General features: G+C 70.6%; 12 protein-coding genes. 8 read left to right on the top strand and 4 right to left on the bottom strand.

Features of this window, described 5'->3' with window-relative positions; translation table 11 throughout:
• The first annotated feature begins 70 nt into the window (after positions 1 to 70).
• The gene (locus LZ198_RS16950) at positions 71 to 661 is read left to right on the top strand and encodes a QsdR family transcriptional regulator (protein WP_253973021.1); all 591 of its coding nucleotides are present in this window, start codon (positions 71 to 73) and stop codon (positions 659 to 661) included.
• A gap of 16 nt (positions 662 to 677) precedes the next feature.
• On the opposite strand, the gene LZ198_RS16945 is transcribed toward LZ198_RS16950, so the two are convergent.
• Positions 678 to 866, bottom strand: coding sequence for a DUF2000 family protein (locus tag LZ198_RS16945; protein ID WP_253973020.1), 189 nt, complete (start codon positions 864 to 866; stop codon positions 678 to 680).
• 203 nt (positions 867 to 1069) lie between these two features.
• Between LZ198_RS16945 and LZ198_RS16940 the strand changes: the two genes are divergently transcribed.
• From LZ198_RS16940 to LZ198_RS16915, 6 genes are all read left to right on the top strand, one after another.
• Complete coding sequence (locus tag LZ198_RS16940; RefSeq protein ID WP_253973019.1) at positions 1070 to 1396, top strand: hypothetical protein; 327 nt, start codon at positions 1070 to 1072, stop codon at positions 1394 to 1396.
• A gap of 234 nt (positions 1397 to 1630) precedes the next feature.
• Positions 1631 to 3853 carry an RCC1 domain-containing protein gene (locus LZ198_RS16935; protein ID WP_253973018.1) on the top strand — a complete coding sequence of 741 codons (2223 nt, stop codon included), beginning with the start codon at positions 1631 to 1633 and terminating at the stop codon, positions 3851 to 3853.
• Positions 3854 to 3942: 89 nt separating this feature from the next.
• On the top strand, positions 3943 to 5019 hold the full coding sequence (locus tag LZ198_RS16930) for a hypothetical protein (protein WP_253973017.1): 1077 nt from the start codon (positions 3943 to 3945) through the stop codon (positions 5017 to 5019).
• Between the two features lie 29 nt (positions 5020 to 5048).
• Positions 5049 to 6116, top strand: coding sequence for a hypothetical protein (locus LZ198_RS16925; protein WP_253973016.1), 1068 nt, complete (start codon positions 5049 to 5051; stop codon positions 6114 to 6116).
• Between the two features lie 164 nt (positions 6117 to 6280).
• A complete protein-coding gene (locus LZ198_RS16920) occupies positions 6281 to 7876 on the top strand; it encodes a putative metal-binding motif-containing protein (protein ID WP_253973015.1) in 1596 nt (531 codons plus the stop codon).
• Between the two features lie 106 nt (positions 7877 to 7982).
• Positions 7983 to 9521, top strand: coding sequence for a polymorphic toxin type 15 domain-containing protein (locus tag LZ198_RS16915; protein WP_253973014.1), 1539 nt, complete (start codon positions 7983 to 7985; stop codon positions 9519 to 9521).
• A gap of 28 nt (positions 9522 to 9549) precedes the next feature.
• Here LZ198_RS16915 and LZ198_RS16910 read toward each other — a convergent pair whose 3' ends face one another.
• The 3 genes from LZ198_RS16910 to LZ198_RS16900 form a co-directional block, all read right to left on the bottom strand.
• Positions 9550 to 10167: an LURP-one-related/scramblase family protein gene (locus LZ198_RS16910; protein WP_253973013.1), complete on the bottom strand. Its 618-nt coding sequence runs from the start codon at positions 10165 to 10167 to the stop codon at positions 9550 to 9552.
• Positions 10168 to 10293: 126 nt separating this feature from the next.
• Positions 10294 to 10821: a GNAT family N-acetyltransferase gene (locus LZ198_RS16905; RefSeq protein ID WP_253973012.1), complete on the bottom strand. Its 528-nt coding sequence runs from the start codon at positions 10819 to 10821 to the stop codon at positions 10294 to 10296.
• Positions 10818 to 11408, bottom strand: a complete 591-nt coding sequence (locus tag LZ198_RS16900; RefSeq protein WP_253973011.1) for a helix-turn-helix domain-containing protein — start codon at positions 11406 to 11408, stop codon at positions 10818 to 10820. Before LZ198_RS16900 ends, LZ198_RS16905 begins: the two co-directional genes overlap by 4 nt.
• A 167-nt stretch (positions 11409 to 11575) precedes the next feature.
• Here LZ198_RS16900 and LZ198_RS16895 point away from each other — a divergent pair, with 167 nt between their 5' ends.
• Positions 11576 to 15163 carry a chitobiase/beta-hexosaminidase C-terminal domain-containing protein gene (locus tag LZ198_RS16895; protein ID WP_253973010.1) on the top strand — a complete coding sequence of 1196 codons (3588 nt, stop codon included), beginning with the start codon at positions 11576 to 11578 and terminating at the stop codon, positions 15161 to 15163.
• The last annotated feature ends 37 nt before the right edge of the window (positions 15164 to 15200 follow it).

Here is a 15200-nt window from a genome sequence, read left to right as displayed (position 1 = left end):
GAGCGCGAAGCCCCGCGCCCGGTCCGCAGCCTCCGCGCGGGAGGCCCGCCAGACGCCCCTGGCGCGAAGGATGGAGGAGCCCTCGCGCGCCACGCCGAGGGACCTGTTCCAACTGGCGCTCGCGTGGTGGGAGGCGGGGGAGCGCTTCGACATCGGCCGGATGGCCACGGCGCTGGGCGTCAGCCGCGCCACGGTGTTCCGCTGGGCGGGCACGCGCGAGCTGCTCTACGGCGAGGTGCTCTCCTCGCGCTTCGACGCCGCGCTCGCCACCGCCCGGGGACAGGCGAAGGGCGAGGGGCCCGTCTACGTGGCGGACGTCACCCAGCGGCTCATCCGCCTCATCGTCGAGGACGCGCCCCTGCGCCGCTTCATCCAGCAGGACTCCGAATACGCCATGCGCGTGCTCATGTCGAAGAGCAGCCGCGTGGAGGCGCGCTGCGCGGCCAGCATCGTCGCGGCGCTGGAGGAGGGCGTGCGCGAGCGCCACATCCGCCCCGCGCTGACCCTGGACGCGCTGGCCCACGCCATCGTCCGCGTCGGCAACTTCTTCCTCTACCGCGACGCCCTCACGGGCGACCCGGTGGACGTCGGGTCCGCCATCACCGCCATCCGCATCCTGGTCACCGCCGAGGCCGGGGACGCGCGCTGGAATGGCCGCTGACGCGCGGCCGTCGCCCCTACTCGTGCAGGGACAACCGCTTCACGGCCTTGTCTCCAGCCTTGCGCTCACCTCTCAGCGCGAGCCCCACCATGTCGAGGGACGTGGGGTCCTCCGCGCGGAAGGCGGCGCGGTGGTCCGTGTCGTTGCCGGTGGCGAACATCGTGCGCGTGCGCTCGCGCGCGGACTCCGCGCCGGCCCCCGCCACGGCGGACCACGAGTCCAGGGACCTTCATCCAGGGTGTGAATCGAACCAACGCGGACTTCACGGAAACTCATGTACTGCGGGCCAGAGTGGATGACAGTACGAGGTCGTGCGGGGTGGGGAGGGGTGCCTGCGTGCGTGGATGCGACTACCATCTCGCGGGAGGCCGCCTTGTTTCAGGGGGCCCTTCGACGCCCGCGGCCGCCATGGACTCCCAGATGATCGAGGTGATGTTCAACTCGCAGGACCTGGCCCGGTCGGGGTTGGGCGGTCGCGACGCGGTGGCGGTGCCGTTGAAGGACGCGCTGGCCGCGTCGGGCCTGGGCGCGGTGACGGGCGGAGGCACGGGCGGGGGCGTGTCCATCGTCGACGTGGAGGTGGCGAAGGAGCGCGTGCCGGAGGCTGTCCGCTTCCTGAAGCAGCAGCTCCGCCAGCTGGGGGTGCCGCCCAGCACCGTGCTGAACATCGGGGACTCCGATGTCCCCATCGGCGTCTACGAGCCCTGGGGCGAGGTCCCCTCGCGGCTGGGATGACGGCCGCGCCCGCCTCCGCGGGGGCCGCCTCGTGGCACGACCTGTCTGTGTTGAACCGGACGCGCTCAACGACTGACGCGCGAGGTTGATTCCGAGAATGTCTGGATGACGTCCGTTACGGTGTCCGCACGGTGACCGGACGCATGACTCCAGGTCGCCGTGTGTCGTTTCTCGGGGGCTGGGAGTTCAGACATGCGAAACATGATGAGAGGGAATGCGCCTGGGGTCGGGTGCATGGCGTTGTGGCTTCTCGTGGGCCTGGTGTGTGGGGCCTCGTCCGTGGAGGCCCTGCCCGCGCGTGCGCCGGACGCGCCTTCGCTCGCGTCGGCCCACCAGCGCGTGGCCGCGAGCGGGACCCATACCCTGGCCATCCGGCCGGATGGCACGGTCTGGGCTTCGGGCGCGAACCTTCGAGGAGAGCTGGGGGACGGCACGCAGGTCCAACGCGTCACGCCCGTCCGGGCGCTGGGGCTCACGGACGTGGTGTCGGTGGCGGCGGGCTCGCGCTTCTCCCTCGCCTTGCGCGCGGACGGCACGGTGTGGTCGTGGGGGCTCAACGACTCCGGGCAGCTCGGGACGGGGAACACGACGTCCCGGTCGCAACCGGGACAGGTCCCGGGCCTGAGCGGCGTGGTGTCCGTGTCCGCCGGTGAAGCCCACGTGCTGGCGGTTCGCGCGGACGGCACGGTGTGGTCGTGGGGCAACAACAGCTTCGGCAAGCTGGGCAACGGCTCCACCCAGTCGCGCTCCTCGCCCGGACTGGTCGCCGGCATCGGCCAGGGCGCGGTGGTGTCCGCGGGCGGGAACCACTCCGTGCTGCTGCGCCGGGACGGCTCGGTGTGGTCGTGGGGCTGGAACAACGACGGTCAGCTCGGGGACGGCACCCAGCTCGACCGGTCGACGCCCGTGGTGGTGAACGCCTTGCTCGGCGTGGTGTCCATCTCCGCGGGCCGGTACCACTCGCTGGCGTTGCTGGGAGACGGCGGCGTCATGGCGTGGGGCTCCAATACCCAGGGCATGCTGGGGGTCGGCTCCTGGATGATGCCTCACAGCGCCACGCCCCTGCGGCTGTCCGGTATCGCCCCCGTCGTGTCCGTCTCGGCCGGCGGCGGTCACTCCCTGGCCGTGTGCGCGGACGGCACGGTCCGGGTCTGGGGCGACAACTCCCAAGGCCAGTTGGGGGACGGCACGCGGGTCGCGCGCAACGTGCCCTCGACGGGCCCGTCGCTGTCGGGCGTCGCGTCCGTCGTGGCGGGAGGCGGGCACTCGTTCGCGTTGCTGGCGGAGGGGCCCTTGTATGCCTGGGGGAACGGGACCTACGGCGTCCGGGGGGACGGGACGGGACATCTGCGCCCGGAGCTGGCGGAGGTCCGGGACCTGTGGAACGTGACGCAGGTGGCGGTGGGTCACGCGCACGCGCTGGCAGTGCGCGCGGATGGGAGCCTCTGGTCCTGGGGGAGCAATGCCCAGGGGCAGTTGGGGGACGGGACGGTCCTCAACCGGGGCCATCCCGCGGGCGTGTGGAACGTGTCGGGCGTGCGGGCCCTCGCCGCGGGCGGTGCGTTCTCGGTGGCGGTGCGCTCGGACGGGACGGTGTGGACGTGGGGCTCGAACAGCCAGGGGCAGTTGGGGGACTCGACGCGTCAGGGGCGCAGCCTTCCCGGCCAGGTGGCCGGGCTGAACGGCGTGGTGGCGGTGGCGGCGGGGGATGCGCACGTGCTCGCGCTCCGCTCGGATGGGACGGTGTGGGCCTGGGGCTTCAACGCCCGAGGTGCCGTGGGGGACGGCACTACGACGACGCGCCTCACGCCGGTGCAGGTCGTGGGGCTGAACGGCGTGGTGGCGCTGGCGGCGGGCCGCGCGCACTCCCTGGCGCTGCGCGTGGACGGCAGGGTGTGGGCCTGGGGGGACAACGAGTACGGGCAGCTCGGGGACGGCACGTGGACGCCGCGTCCGCTCCCGGCCGTCGTCCCGAGCATTGCCGGCGTGACGTCCATCGGCGCGAGGAGTGATGTCTCGGCCGCGGTGGGCGGGTTGGGCTCGCTCTGGATGTGGGGATACAACGACCAGGGCCAACTGGGGGATGGGACGCTGCAGCCCCGACGCACCCCCACGGGGGTATTGGGTTGGGTCGACGGAGGCGCGGTGGCGCCCGGCGTCTACCACACCCTGGCGAGCCGCCCGGACGGGCGCCTGTTCGCCTGGGGCACGAATTCAGCGGGGGAGCTGGGGTCGCTCGCCTCGCTGGAGGACTTCTCCCTGTCTCCTGTCTTCGTGCCGGCTCCCGGATGGACGGGCCCCTTCATCGCGAAGGCGGTGGCGGCGGGGGACTCGTTCTCCCTGGCGCTGCGTTCGGACGGCACCGTGTGGGCCTGGGGGTTCAACTCCGAGGGACAGTTGGGCAGTGGCTACCCGCTCTTTGCGACTTCTCCCGTGCGCTCCCTTCTCTTCTACTGAGGTCTACCGAGGCGGTACGTGAGGTCCGTCCCGTCGCCCCCGCGTGGACGGCGGGCGGAGCGTCCGCCACAGAGGAGCGACTCCGCAGCATGGCTCGCAGCCAGGAATTGGAGCTGCTCGAGGCGGTGGTCCTGGGCCTGTCGCGTGACCGCGACGCGGTCATCCAGGGCCTCCGGTCGCTCGCCGCGGACGTCGACGCGGACCGGGCCGCGAAGCTCGTGGTGTCCCTCCTGCGAGCGACCTGGGGTGACTGCTCGACCGTGGGGAGGGGCTGTCAGCAGTTGCCCGCGCCCACCATCCAGCGGGTGATCGGGCTGCTCGAGGGGGAGCGCTCCGCCCGCGCCGTCTTCCTGCGAGAGGTCGTCGACCCCGCGGCCTCGGAAGCGGACCTCCGCGCCGCATGGCGGATGGCGCTCCAGGGACTGATGGTCGTGGAGGCGTTCAAGGGCAGGGTCACGAAAGCGGTGAAGGAGAAGCTCCTGGGCGTCGCGAGTCGCCCGGTCCTCCTCCAGGCCATCCAGACGACGACCGTCGCGTGCGAGGACGTCCCCAGCGGCATGCTCGCGGTGTTGACGGTCGATGCCTCGGACGCCTCGCTCGATGCGCTCATCCCTCACTTCGAGTGTGCCATGGAGACCCAGTGCGATGCGCTCGATTCCCTGGTCGCGCTGCGCGTGCTCTCCCGTGCCTCGCCCACCCTGGACGACCTGTTCGCTCGCGCGAACGTCCTGCTCCGGGCCCGGCGCGCCCGCTCACCCGCGCTCGCCTTCGCTCGCGAGCTGGGCTTCGGAGAACGCAAGGTCTTCTGGTTCGAGCTCCGCGTCCAGAGCCGCGAGACGATGACTCGCGAGAGCGGGTCCTGTCGTCTGCGATGTCATGTCGCCGTCGACAGCCGCGCCGCGGACTGGTTCCAGTGCTACCTGACGTATGACGACTGGCGGCACTTCTTGTGTCGTTTCGATGCAACGCCCAGGAGAGAGGACTTCTGCGCGGACTCGCTCGGGTCGGGGCTCCTCGACCCGCTCGAGTTGCCGGACTGGTTGGCCCGGGCCGTGGAGCGGTTCGGCACGAGCTGGGAGTTCGGCGGGATGGAGTTGACGACGAGTGTCCGAGACGGGGGCTGGGACCGGCTCGCGCGGTGGGTGGGAGGCGGGGGCCTGAGCTGAGGACTCCCCCGTTCTGGTAGACAGGGAACATGGGTCGTCGCCGCTCGCTGGAAGACATCGAGGCCGTGCTCCGGCAGCCGGACCGGGACTGGTCCACGTTCATCAAGACGCTCAAGGCGCTTCCGGAGGAGGTGGACCCCGAGCTGGCGGCCAGCGCCGCGCTCCATCTCGCCCGGGACCCGCGAGCCTCCCTCTGGTCCTTCGCGCGCAACTGCCAGCAGCTCCCCGTGCCGGTCATCCGGGTCATCCTGGAGAAGCTCTCGGGAGACCGCCGGCCCCGGCTCTTCTTCCTGCGGGAGGCCGTCGACGCCGAGGCCCCGGACGAGGACCTCCGCGCCGCATGGAAGGCCGCGCTCCAGGGCTCGCTCGACCTGGACACGACCTACGGCTGGGGCTCGAAGCAGCGCAAGGCGAAGCTCCAGGGCGTGGCGGGCGACCCCGTCCTCCTCCAGGCCATCCAGACCACCGTCGTGGCGTGTGAGCAGGTGCCCCTGGACATGCTGGCGGTGCTGACGGCCGATGCCTCGGAGGCCTCGCTCGATGCGCTCATCCCCTTCGTCGAACGCGCGGTGCGGACCGAGGGGTGGGAGCTGGACCGCCTGGAAGACCTGCGGACCCACGCGCGCTCGACGCCGGCGATGGACGACCTGTTCACGCGGACGGCGGCGCTGCTCCAATCGCGTCGCGCCCGTTCACCCGCGCTCGACCTCGCGCGGGAGCTGGGGTTCGGCGACCTGGAGGTCTTCTGGTTCAGCGCCTCCCTGGCGGAAGGGCAGCGGCACGCGGACCAGTCGGTGCACTACTTCCATCACTGCCACATCATGGTCGACAGCCGCGCGCCCATCTGGTTTCGCTTCTCCGCGTCCACCTCGGAGGACGGCGTCCAGGGGGTGCGCAGGACGCACTTCGACAGTGGAGGGCTCCGCAAGGACGACCTGGGGATGGGCGCGTGCCCTCCGGCGCGCTTCCCCGCCTGGATTGCCCTCGCGGCCGAGCGCATCGGGACGCAGTGGCCCATGCACGAGCTGAGCGTGCGGACGGGCCTCCGGGGCAAGAAGCGAGAGCAGCTCGAGCAGTGGCTGCGCGGCGGAGCCTGAGTCCCCGGGCGTTGTCTGGAATCACACAGCACGAGATGCGCTGAGCCTCCATTTTTCGTGAGACGTGGTCCGGATGTCACAGTGAGACAGGAAGTTGTTCGTGTCACCGAATGGCGATGACGGAGGTTGTCTTCGCGTCGGCGTCTCATGCGAACGTGTGCCGCATGAATGCAAGACATGTGCGGTGGGGGGCCGGGCTCGTCGTCTGGGTGTGGGTCGTGGCGTGTGGCTCCTCGGACCCGAAGAAGGAGGGGGCGACGCCGGACTCGGGGACGGAGGTCGTCGAGGACGGGGGGGCCACGCGGGACTCGGGAACGGTCGAGGACGGCGGCGTCCTCCCGGATGCGGGCACGGACGCGGGGAGCGTGGAGGATGGTGGGACGGACGCCGGGAGCGAGGAGGACGGGGGGACCCAGGGGCCGCCCTGTGAGAAGTCCCTGGGCGTGTGCGCGGGGGCGAAGCGGGCGCTCGTGGACGGGGTCTACGAGCCGGTCTGCACCGCGCGCTCGTATGGCCAGGACTACGAAGCCGTGGAGACCCGCTGCGACGGGCTCGACAACGACTGTGACGGGGTGACGGACCCGTCGGGTTGGAGCCGCATCGCCGAGCTGGCCGAGCCCATCCCCGACGGGTTCGTCTCCAGCCTCCGGACGGACGATGCGGTCCTGGTGTCTGTGATTGACTCCCCGGACGAGGCGCGCGTCCTCCGCCTGGATTCGCTCCTGACCTTGCGAGGCTCGTCGAGCGTGCCCATGCCCTGGACGCGGACGGAGTCAGCGGGGGGGCTGGTCCGTACTTCGCGGCTCGTTCGCACGGTGGACGGGCCCGCGCTGTACTACGCCACCGTGGCGACGCCCGGGGTTCCGCCGCTGCGGGGCTACCTCGTGCCGCTCGACGCGGAGGGCGGCCCCCATCCCCTGCCCGGTGGTGGAATCGTGGAGTACCCGCTCCTGGAGCGGGCCTCCGACGAGAGCGCCTCGCGCGTGGCGGTGGACACGGAGGGGAACCGGCTGGCGGTGGCCTGGCGCACGGGCACCGGGGGGGCGCCGGGACACGAGGTGATGGGGACCGTGACGGACGCGCGGGGCGAGGTGCTCGTCGCGCCGAAGGTCCTCTTCACGAGCGCCATGGACATCACTCCCAGGCCGTCGAGCCTCCTGTGGCTGCGCAACGGAGAGCTGCTCGTCGCCATCAGTGACGAGCTGCCGGGGCTCGCGGGCAACAGGGTGCGGCTGCGCCGCTTCGACGCCGACCTGGACCCGGTGGGGGAGGAGCGCTCCTTCACCACTTCCGAGGAGCCCCTGCCCAGGCTGGTGGAGCTGGGGGAGGTCGCGGGGACGCCGCTGGAGTCGGTCGCGCTCGTGCTCCGCTCCCGGGCGACGTCCGGGGGGCCGAGCAGGATTCAGGTGATGCGAGGCCTGTTCGAAGGCGGTGAGCCCCAGACCTGGGCGGAGCTGCCGTCGGGGCAGGTGCCCTGGTTCTCCGCGCTCGCGGATGACGGCGCGTTGAGGCTGGGGTGGCTGGCCAAGGTCACCGAGCCCGACGAGGGCGGGACGGTGCATTACTGGGGCCGGCTGTGGACCCAGGAGCTCGGACTCGAGCCCACGGAGCGGACCTGGCAGTCCGGCTCCCTGCCGCTGCATGTGTTCGCGCAGTGGGTGCTGATGGAGAAGCTCGGGCCCCACAACGTGGGCCTCTTCTACATGACGTCCTCGGAGGAAGGGCACTTCCTGGAGGCCATCCGCTACTGCACGCAGTAGCGGGGCGGAGGCGCCCCGAGTGGACCCGGGGCGTCGGGTGACTCGCGCAGGCCCGGCCTCCTCCCTCCTGGAGCACACGGTCCCCCTGGAGAGTGACGCCTTCGACATGTCGACGCTGGGCATCGGCGTGGGCCCCCAGCGGCGGATGACCGCCTATGTCGAGGACGGAGAGGTCCGGGAGCGCCTGTCCATCTGGCTGGAGCGGCTGATGGCGGCCGGGCATCTGGGGTCGTCCACGCTTCGGGACATCCGCCGGAACGTGACCAACCGGCTGTCTCGGTTGGAGCCGAGGGAGGAGGGCGTGGAGGTGGACGCCGACCTCGAGGACGTGCGCGAGCTCTTCGTCCAGGACCAGCGCATCTACACCCACCGCCTCATCCCCCTGGACTCGATGCTCGAGGCGCTGCTCCAGGGGCCGTTGAACCAGGGGAAGGGGCACGCGGGGGCCCGTCGGGTCCACGAGGTGCTGAGCTCCGTCCGTGACATCCAGACCGGGGTGCCCCAGGGCTCCCAGGCGCCGTATGGAGGAGCGCTCGCGCCCGTCGTCGGGCAGTTGGAGGACCTGGCGCGGAAGCTCGGGGTGACCTCCTTGCGGCAGGCGACGCGAACGCACCCCATGTCGCCCCTGTCGCTCCCCTTCCTCGTCTTCCATCCGTCGGCGGCGGAGAAGGCCAAGGCCCTCAAGAAGAACCCGAGGGGACAGTCGCCGGGCTACGACTTCACCGGGCAATTCAACCGCGAGCGGTACGAGCAGGAGGTGCTCCGGCAGGTGCGCATCCAGCAGGAGCACCTGAACCGGATGCGCCTGGACCGCTGGTTCATGAACCGCGACCTCTTCAACGTACGGGTCCCCGACCGCCGCGAGCGCATCACCTCGAACCGCAGCGCCGGCTATCTGGGGGCCCTCGTCGACGAGCTGTACCTGCGCAACGCGGACCAGGTGGAGTCGCTGTCCCGGAAGGGCAACGTCCGCAACAAGCGGCAGCGGCTCGGCGTGGTCAGCAAGGGATTGTTCTCGCAGCTCTCCAGCACGGATGCCTTGTCGCGTCTCACGGAGCGGTCGACCACGCTCCACGGCATCCGTCGCGGCCGGCCGTTCGACCCGGAGCAGGTCCCGGACGCGGAGGCCATCCTGGCGCGGCTGCGGGAGCTGCTCTCCCTCCGCCAGGAGACCGGCAAGGTGGACGCGGAGGGCCATTCCGTCGAAGAGGACGTGGTGAAGGACCTGGTGGGCCGCTCCAACGCGCAGGGGGCGTGGCGGAAGGCCAACGCGCAGGTCGTCGCCACGGCCGTGAAGCCGTTGCTGGACGACTGGCGGGGCCTGCATCCGATGGAGCAGGGCAATCCCCTGCGGGGCCTGGCCGTCCTCCACAACCCGGACCAGGTGGCGGGCGGCGAGCGCGAGATTCCCCGCGGCGCGCGGGACCTCACCCAGTACATCGGCCCCGCCATCGTCAATTCGGCCCTGGGGGCGACCTGGGGCCTGCCCGTCGCGGGGGACGAGGACGAAAGGCCCCTCGCCGCCCAGCTCGAGGACGCCCTCCTCGAGGATCATCCCGAGGAGGGCTGGCCGCTGTGGGAGCTGAACCTCGTGCTCGAGGTCCTCTTCGGCCACGGCAGCCACGTCATCCCGCCGAGGCGCTAGCCCTGGCGCGAGGAGGGCCCGTGTCCCGCTACTGCTGACGACCCTCGATGGCGCACAGGAGCACCGCCGCAGCGATGCCGAGCCGGCGGTCGAGCAGGCGGCGGTCGTCGATGGAGAAGTCGAGGTCGATCTTCTGGATGAACGGGTTGAAGCGCTGGGTGAAGGTGAGCACCTGCGTCTCGCCCAGCGTCCCCGTGAAGGACTGCGGGATGAGGTTGGTCAGGAAGCGGCGCACGAGCGCGAGCGCCATGCTGTCCTCTTCGATCTTCCCCACCTCCTGGTCGTTCGTATCCAGCACCAGCCACTGGTCGCGGAGGATGGAGCGCAGGCCCTTGCGGCGCAGCGCGCCCACGCGCTCCCCGGTGGCGCCGTCCGTCACGTCGTACGTCATGCCGAAGTCGATGATGCCGCGCGCCTTGATGGTGATGAGCTCCTCGCGCATCTCCTCATCGCTGTAGACGCGCAGGTCCTCCTTCAGCTTGAAGGCCTTCATCTTCGAATAGAACGCGAGGTTGCCCGCCTCGTCGTAGATGTGGAACGCGCCGCCGAACAGCTTGAAGAACTTGCGGCGGATCGTGTAGCGCGTCTGGCCGAAGCGGCCGTGGGCGAGCGAGCTCGCGGAGCGGGTCTGGAGTGCGGTCGACATGGGCCCTCCCTTAGCAAAGCTTGCTCAACGCTGGCACCTGGGTGCCTGCCGGTTCCCGTGATTCCGGAGCAAGGTGGGCCTCGTTTGCCGGGAATCTTGGAGTTGCGGGCAGCGGGCCCTGGGGACTCAAAGGTGTTTGTAGAAGAAGGTCGTCCCGCAGGAGGTGCCGTCGGGCATCAGGGCATAGCGGGGGACCTCGCCCACGCGCTGCCAGCCCGAGCGGGCGTAGAGCCGCTCCGCGTCGCCTCCCGTCACGGTGTCGAGGACGAGGACGCTCCTGCCCTCGCGGCGGGCCTCGTCGTCGAGGGAGGCCATCAGGCGCGCCGCGATGCCGCGTCGGCGGGCCTGGCGGTGGACGAGCATCTTCGCGACGTCGGCGCGGTGGGGCTGGTTCTCCGGGAGGGCGAGGATGAGCTGGACGGTGCCGACGAGCTGTCCCCCGGAGTCCTCGGCCACGAGCAGGACGCGCTCGCCGCGCGAGACGCCCTCGGCGACGCCGCGCCAGAAGGCCACGGCCTTGTCGCGGGACAGGGGCCACATGAAGCTCACGGAGGCGCCGCCCTCGACGCAATCCATGAGCAGGTCCGCCAGGGCCTCCACGCGAGTGGAGGCGTCCCCGGCGCCGAGCCGTCGCACGTGGAGGTCGTCGCTCATCCCTGCCTCCGAGGGAAGGTGGGAGGCAGCGTCACCAGGGCGACCAGGTAGCGCGCCAACCGGCGGGTGGGGTTGCGGAAGACGATGGGGCGGTCCAGCCGCATCGTCAGGCAGTCCCCGGCCTCGAGGCGCCAGTGCGCGTCGCCGACGGTCAGCTCCATCACGCCCTCCAGCATCCACACCTGCTGGTGGATCTCCTTGTTGCGCGAGGCGCTCTCGTAGGCCACGCGCTGTCTCGCGGGGAAGCTCACCTCGACGAGCTGGAGCGGGGATTGCGCGGGCGGGGAGAGGTTGCGGCGGAGGTAGCCCGACGACGGGTCCTTCCAGACGGGCTGGTCCGCGGCGCGCGCCAGGGGCGAGGGCGCGGCCGTCTTCGTGGGCGCCTCTTCGAAGAGCGAGGCCAGGGTGACGCCCAGCGCGGCGGACAGCTTGTCCAGGACGACGGCGGTCGGGCTGCTCTGCCCCCGCTCGATGAGCGAGATGTTCGAGCGACTCACGCCGCTGCGCTCGGCCAGGGCCTCGAGCGAGAACCCCCGGTCGTCACGCAGGGCGCGCACGCGCTGGGCGATGCGGGCGTTGACGTCCATGGTGTCCATTATAGTGGAGGAAGACTGTCTAGTAAAATGGAGGGGTGTGGCTGGATGTCAGGCCCTACCCGGCGCCAGTCGTGACGACCCGGGGGCGTGTCTCGCGAGCGACCCATCTTGCGTCAATATCTGAATAGTAAGTAAGTCGGCACATTCCTGGAGGGTCCATGTGTCGCTCGAGTCAGCGTCTCATCGCTGTCGCACTCGTCTTGTTCGCGCTGGAGGGCCTGGCGGCGAATGACGTGCGCGGCAATCTCGAAGGTGTGTACTGGAGGAGCACGACCTACGTCGCCGAAGGCTGGGCCTGTGCGTATGGGTTTTCGGAGTCCGTCGACGTGGACATCTACGTCGGGGCGCCGTGGCCCACCGGGACGATGCTGGGCGGCGTCCGGGCGGATGTCGTGTCGGAGCCAGGCGTCTCCACGGCCTGCGCCAGCACGTTGAACAGACACCGCTTCCGGTTCCAGCTCCCGCAGTACCTGATGAAGCAGCACGCGGGGAAGGCCCTCTACGCGTACGCGCACCTGGATGCCTACGGCATCAACAACCTCGTCCCGGGCTCCGGGAACATCGCGCTCCCCTCGGCGCCGTACAACGGGCAGGTGAAGGGCAACGTCGAGGGGGTGTACCTCCGGAGCGATGGCTACCGCCTGGAGGGTTGGACGTGCGCGTATGGAATCAACCAGTCCCTGGCGCTGAACGTCTACGCGGGGGCGCCCTGGCCGTCCGGGGCGAACGTCGCCGCCGGGCTCGCGAACGCCACCAGTGAGCCGGCCGTCGGGAGCGCCTGCAATACCTCGCTCGGGCTCCACCGCTTCAGCCTCCGCCTGTCCGACACGGTCCTCGCCCAGTACCCGGGGCAGCCCTTGTATGTGTATGGCATGTCGTCCGGCACGGACATCTCGGACCAGGTGCCCGGGGTTCCCTCGGTCCCCGTGGTCACGACGGTGCAGGCGCCTGGGCTGTCTCCGAATGGAGGGACGCATTCGAGCCCCATCCAGGTGACGCTGACCTCGGGCACCAGCGGGGCGAGCATCTACTACACGCTCAATGGCTCGGCGCCGTCCTGCGGCGGAAGCACGCTCTACACCAGCCCCGTCGCGCTCTCCTCGGCGACGAACGTGCAGGCCATCGCCTGCAAGAGCGGGATGACGACGAGCCCCGTCAGCGCGGCCTCGTATGCATTCGCCGCGGCCACGCCCCAGTTCTCGCCGCCCGGCGGGACCTACTCCAGCGCGGTCAGCGTCACGCTCTCGACGACGACCCCCGGCGCGACGCTCTACTACACCCTGGACACCACGACGCCGGGGTGCGGCGCTCCGGCGCTCACGTACGGGGCGCCGTTCTCCGTCAGCACGACGACGACCGTCCGCGCGGTTGCCTGTCGCGCGGGGTTCTCCAGCAGCGCGCCGGTCAGCGCGACCTACACCGTGTCGACGACGAGCTGGACGGGACCTTCGGCCTCCATCGTCACCGTCGACGGCGGCAAGCGCATCGCCGTCAACGGCCAGGCGCTCAGCCCGTTGCACTACATGGTCAACCTGCAGTCCTGCGTGAGCAACTGCGTGGCCGAGGACGCGGTCATCGACTTCGGCCTGGGCGAGCTGGCCCGTTCACAGGCGTTCGGCGCGCGGCCCATCGTGGAGACCACGCTCGGTTATCGAGGCGCGGGCGCCGTGGCGCGCCTGGCCACCCGGTTGAAGAAGGTCCGACAGGCCTATCCCGGCTTCGACCCGTATCTCCTCATCCGGTTCGACCTCTTCGACCTCGCGGAGGCGTTCGGGCCCTGCGCGTCCGGGGAGAACTACCTGTCCGCGAAGTACATGGCGCTCTACAACGACCAGGGCGTGCGCTACGACGCCAACGCGTTCTGCGCGCAGTCGGCGGAGCCCAAGGTGCAGAAGCCGTACAGGCGTCTCGACGAGGCGTGGCTCAGCTCGCGGGAGGTCGAAATCCAGACGGTCGCCGACCTGCTGGAGGCGGAGCCGGAGACCCGGGGCCGGGTGATTGGCCTGAACTTCACCTACCTCATCGCGGGAGAGTTCTTCTATTCGCCGCTCCATGTCAGCGGTCGGGATGACCTGACCTCCGACCTCCCCTGGAGCTCGCTCCACACCTCGAACTTCTTCTACCCGGACGACTCGGGCAGCCCCGCGGCCTCGCTCACGAACAGGATGTCGGAGAACTTCGGCATCTTCCTGGCGGGGAGCGCCAAGGCCGCCGCCGTCCAGGCGTCCCTCACGGAGGTGAACACGCTGGTCGCCGCCATCTCCCGGCTGGCGGCGAAGGTGAAGTCCGCGACCGGGGGCAAGGCGCTGAGCAAGGTCTTCTACGGCTACTCCTATGGCCTCCATGTGCGTCGTTCGTTCGCCATGCATCACGGCCTGGGCCAGCTCCTGCGTGACCCGAACATCGACATCATCGCCTCGCCCTTCTCGTACGAATACTCGCGCCGCCTGGGCTTCGGCTTCGCTCCGCAGCTCTCCACCCACGCCATCGTCATGAGCAACAAGCTCTTCGAGTTCGAGGACGACAGCCGGACCCACTTCGCGCCTCCCGGGAGCTGGCGGCACGCCACCACCATCGACGAGACCAACCGCCTCATGGTCCGGGACGGAATCACGGCGGCCATCCACGGCACGGGGCTCTATTACTTCGACCTGAGCGCGCAGGGCTGGTTCGGGCTCCCGAGCCAACCCGTGGAGTCCGCGTCGCTCTGGTCGACCCTCAAGAACACCAGCACGGTGGCCTCGTCCGTGGCGAGCGCCGGGAGCGCGTACTCCCCGCAGATCGCCGTCTTCGTGGACGAACCGTCCGTCGCGCACCAGCCCCTCGACGGGCTCGGGGGAGACCTGGCGTACCCGTTCGCGCTGGCCAGCCTGCAGTCGCAGGTGGAGTCGCTCTCCCGCGTCGGAGCGCCGGTCCGGCACCACCTCTTCTCCGACCTCGCGACGATGGACACGTCGAACCTCCGGCTGGCCATCTTCCTGGATGCCTACAAGCTCTCGGACGCGGACAGGCAGCGCATCCAGCAGAAGCTCGCGGGCGGCGGGCGCACGCTGCTCTACGTCTACGCGCCGGGCGTGATTGACGGGAACGGCAACGCGGCGGACGCGAACCTCACGGCCACGCTCGGGATGCCGGTGTCCCGGCGCGCCGCCGGAGCGAACTTCGCGGCCGCGTCCTATGTCGATGGGGCCGCGTATCCCGCGGATGGCGCCGGCCTCGCCCTCGCCCTGGGGAGCTTCCCGCTCCAGTACCGCGTCGACGTGGGCGCCTCCGGCGGTGGCCTGTGCGCCAACGCCGCGTCGGTGAACTGCCTCGACTCGCGCATGCTCTCGCGCTACGCGGGCAGCACGGACGTGGCCTTCGCCGTCAAGCGCGTCGCGGATGGCTTCGGGAGCTACAAGGTCGCGTACGCCGCGGCGCCCGGCCTGCCGACGTCGATGCTGCGGGACGTGGCCCGGGACGCCGGGGTCCACGTCTTCTCCTGCACGCCGGGGGGAAGCTGCGTGGACGCGGTCGTCGAGGCCTCCGACAACACGCTGATGCTGCACACCGTGGGGCCCCTGCCCACGCTGAACATGCCGCTGGCGCGCAACGGCTGTGGCTTCAACGTCTCGGAGTGGGTGGGCATGACGACGTCGTCCACCCCGTCGCTCGTCCCCGTGTCGTGCCCGGGGAACCAGTGCCAGGTCAACGTGGGCGAGAGCCTGGGCGTGCGCGTCTACCAGCTCTCGCCGTCGTGCGGATGAGGTCGTGAGGGGCGGCGCCGCGAGCAGGTGGCGCCGC

The sequence above is a fragment of the Myxococcus dinghuensis genome (assembly GCF_024198235.1).
Lineage (GTDB): Bacteria > Myxococcota > Myxococcia > Myxococcales > Myxococcaceae > Myxococcus > Myxococcus dinghuensis.
The sequence above is the reverse complement of the archived record's forward strand: the minus strand, read 5'-3'. Positions and strand labels throughout refer to the sequence as shown.

Bases quoted from the DNA above. Each gene is read 5' to 3' on its own strand.
- LZ198_RS16950 (WP_253973021.1), top strand. From the start codon at position 71: ATGGAGGAGCCCTCGCGCGCCACGCCGAGGGACCTGTTCCAACTGGCG.
- LZ198_RS16940 (WP_253973019.1), top strand. From the start codon at position 1,070: ATGGACTCCCAGATGATCGAGGTGATGTTCAACTCGCAGGACCTGGCC.
- LZ198_RS16935 (WP_253973018.1), top strand. From the start codon at position 1,631: ATGGCGTTGTGGCTTCTCGTGGGCCTGGTGTGTGGGGCCTCGTCCGTG.
- LZ198_RS16930 (WP_253973017.1), top strand. From the start codon at position 3,943: ATGGCTCGCAGCCAGGAATTGGAGCTGCTCGAGGCGGTGGTCCTGGGC.
- LZ198_RS16925 (WP_253973016.1), top strand. From the start codon at position 5,049: ATGGGTCGTCGCCGCTCGCTGGAAGACATCGAGGCCGTGCTCCGGCAG.
- LZ198_RS16920 (WP_253973015.1), top strand. From the start codon at position 6,281: ATGAATGCAAGACATGTGCGGTGGGGGGCCGGGCTCGTCGTCTGGGTG.
- LZ198_RS16915 (WP_253973014.1), top strand. From the start codon at position 7,983: ATGTCGACGCTGGGCATCGGCGTGGGCCCCCAGCGGCGGATGACCGCC.
- LZ198_RS16910 (WP_253973013.1), bottom strand. From the start codon at position 10,167: ATGTCGACCGCACTCCAGACCCGCTCCGCGAGCTCGCTCGCCCACGGC.
- LZ198_RS16905 (WP_253973012.1), bottom strand. From the start codon at position 10,821: ATGAGCGACGACCTCCACGTGCGACGGCTCGGCGCCGGGGACGCCTCC.
- LZ198_RS16900 (WP_253973011.1), bottom strand. From the start codon at position 11,408: ATGGACGTCAACGCCCGCATCGCCCAGCGCGTGCGCGCCCTGCGTGAC.
- LZ198_RS16895 (WP_253973010.1), top strand. From the start codon at position 11,576: ATGTGTCGCTCGAGTCAGCGTCTCATCGCTGTCGCACTCGTCTTGTTC.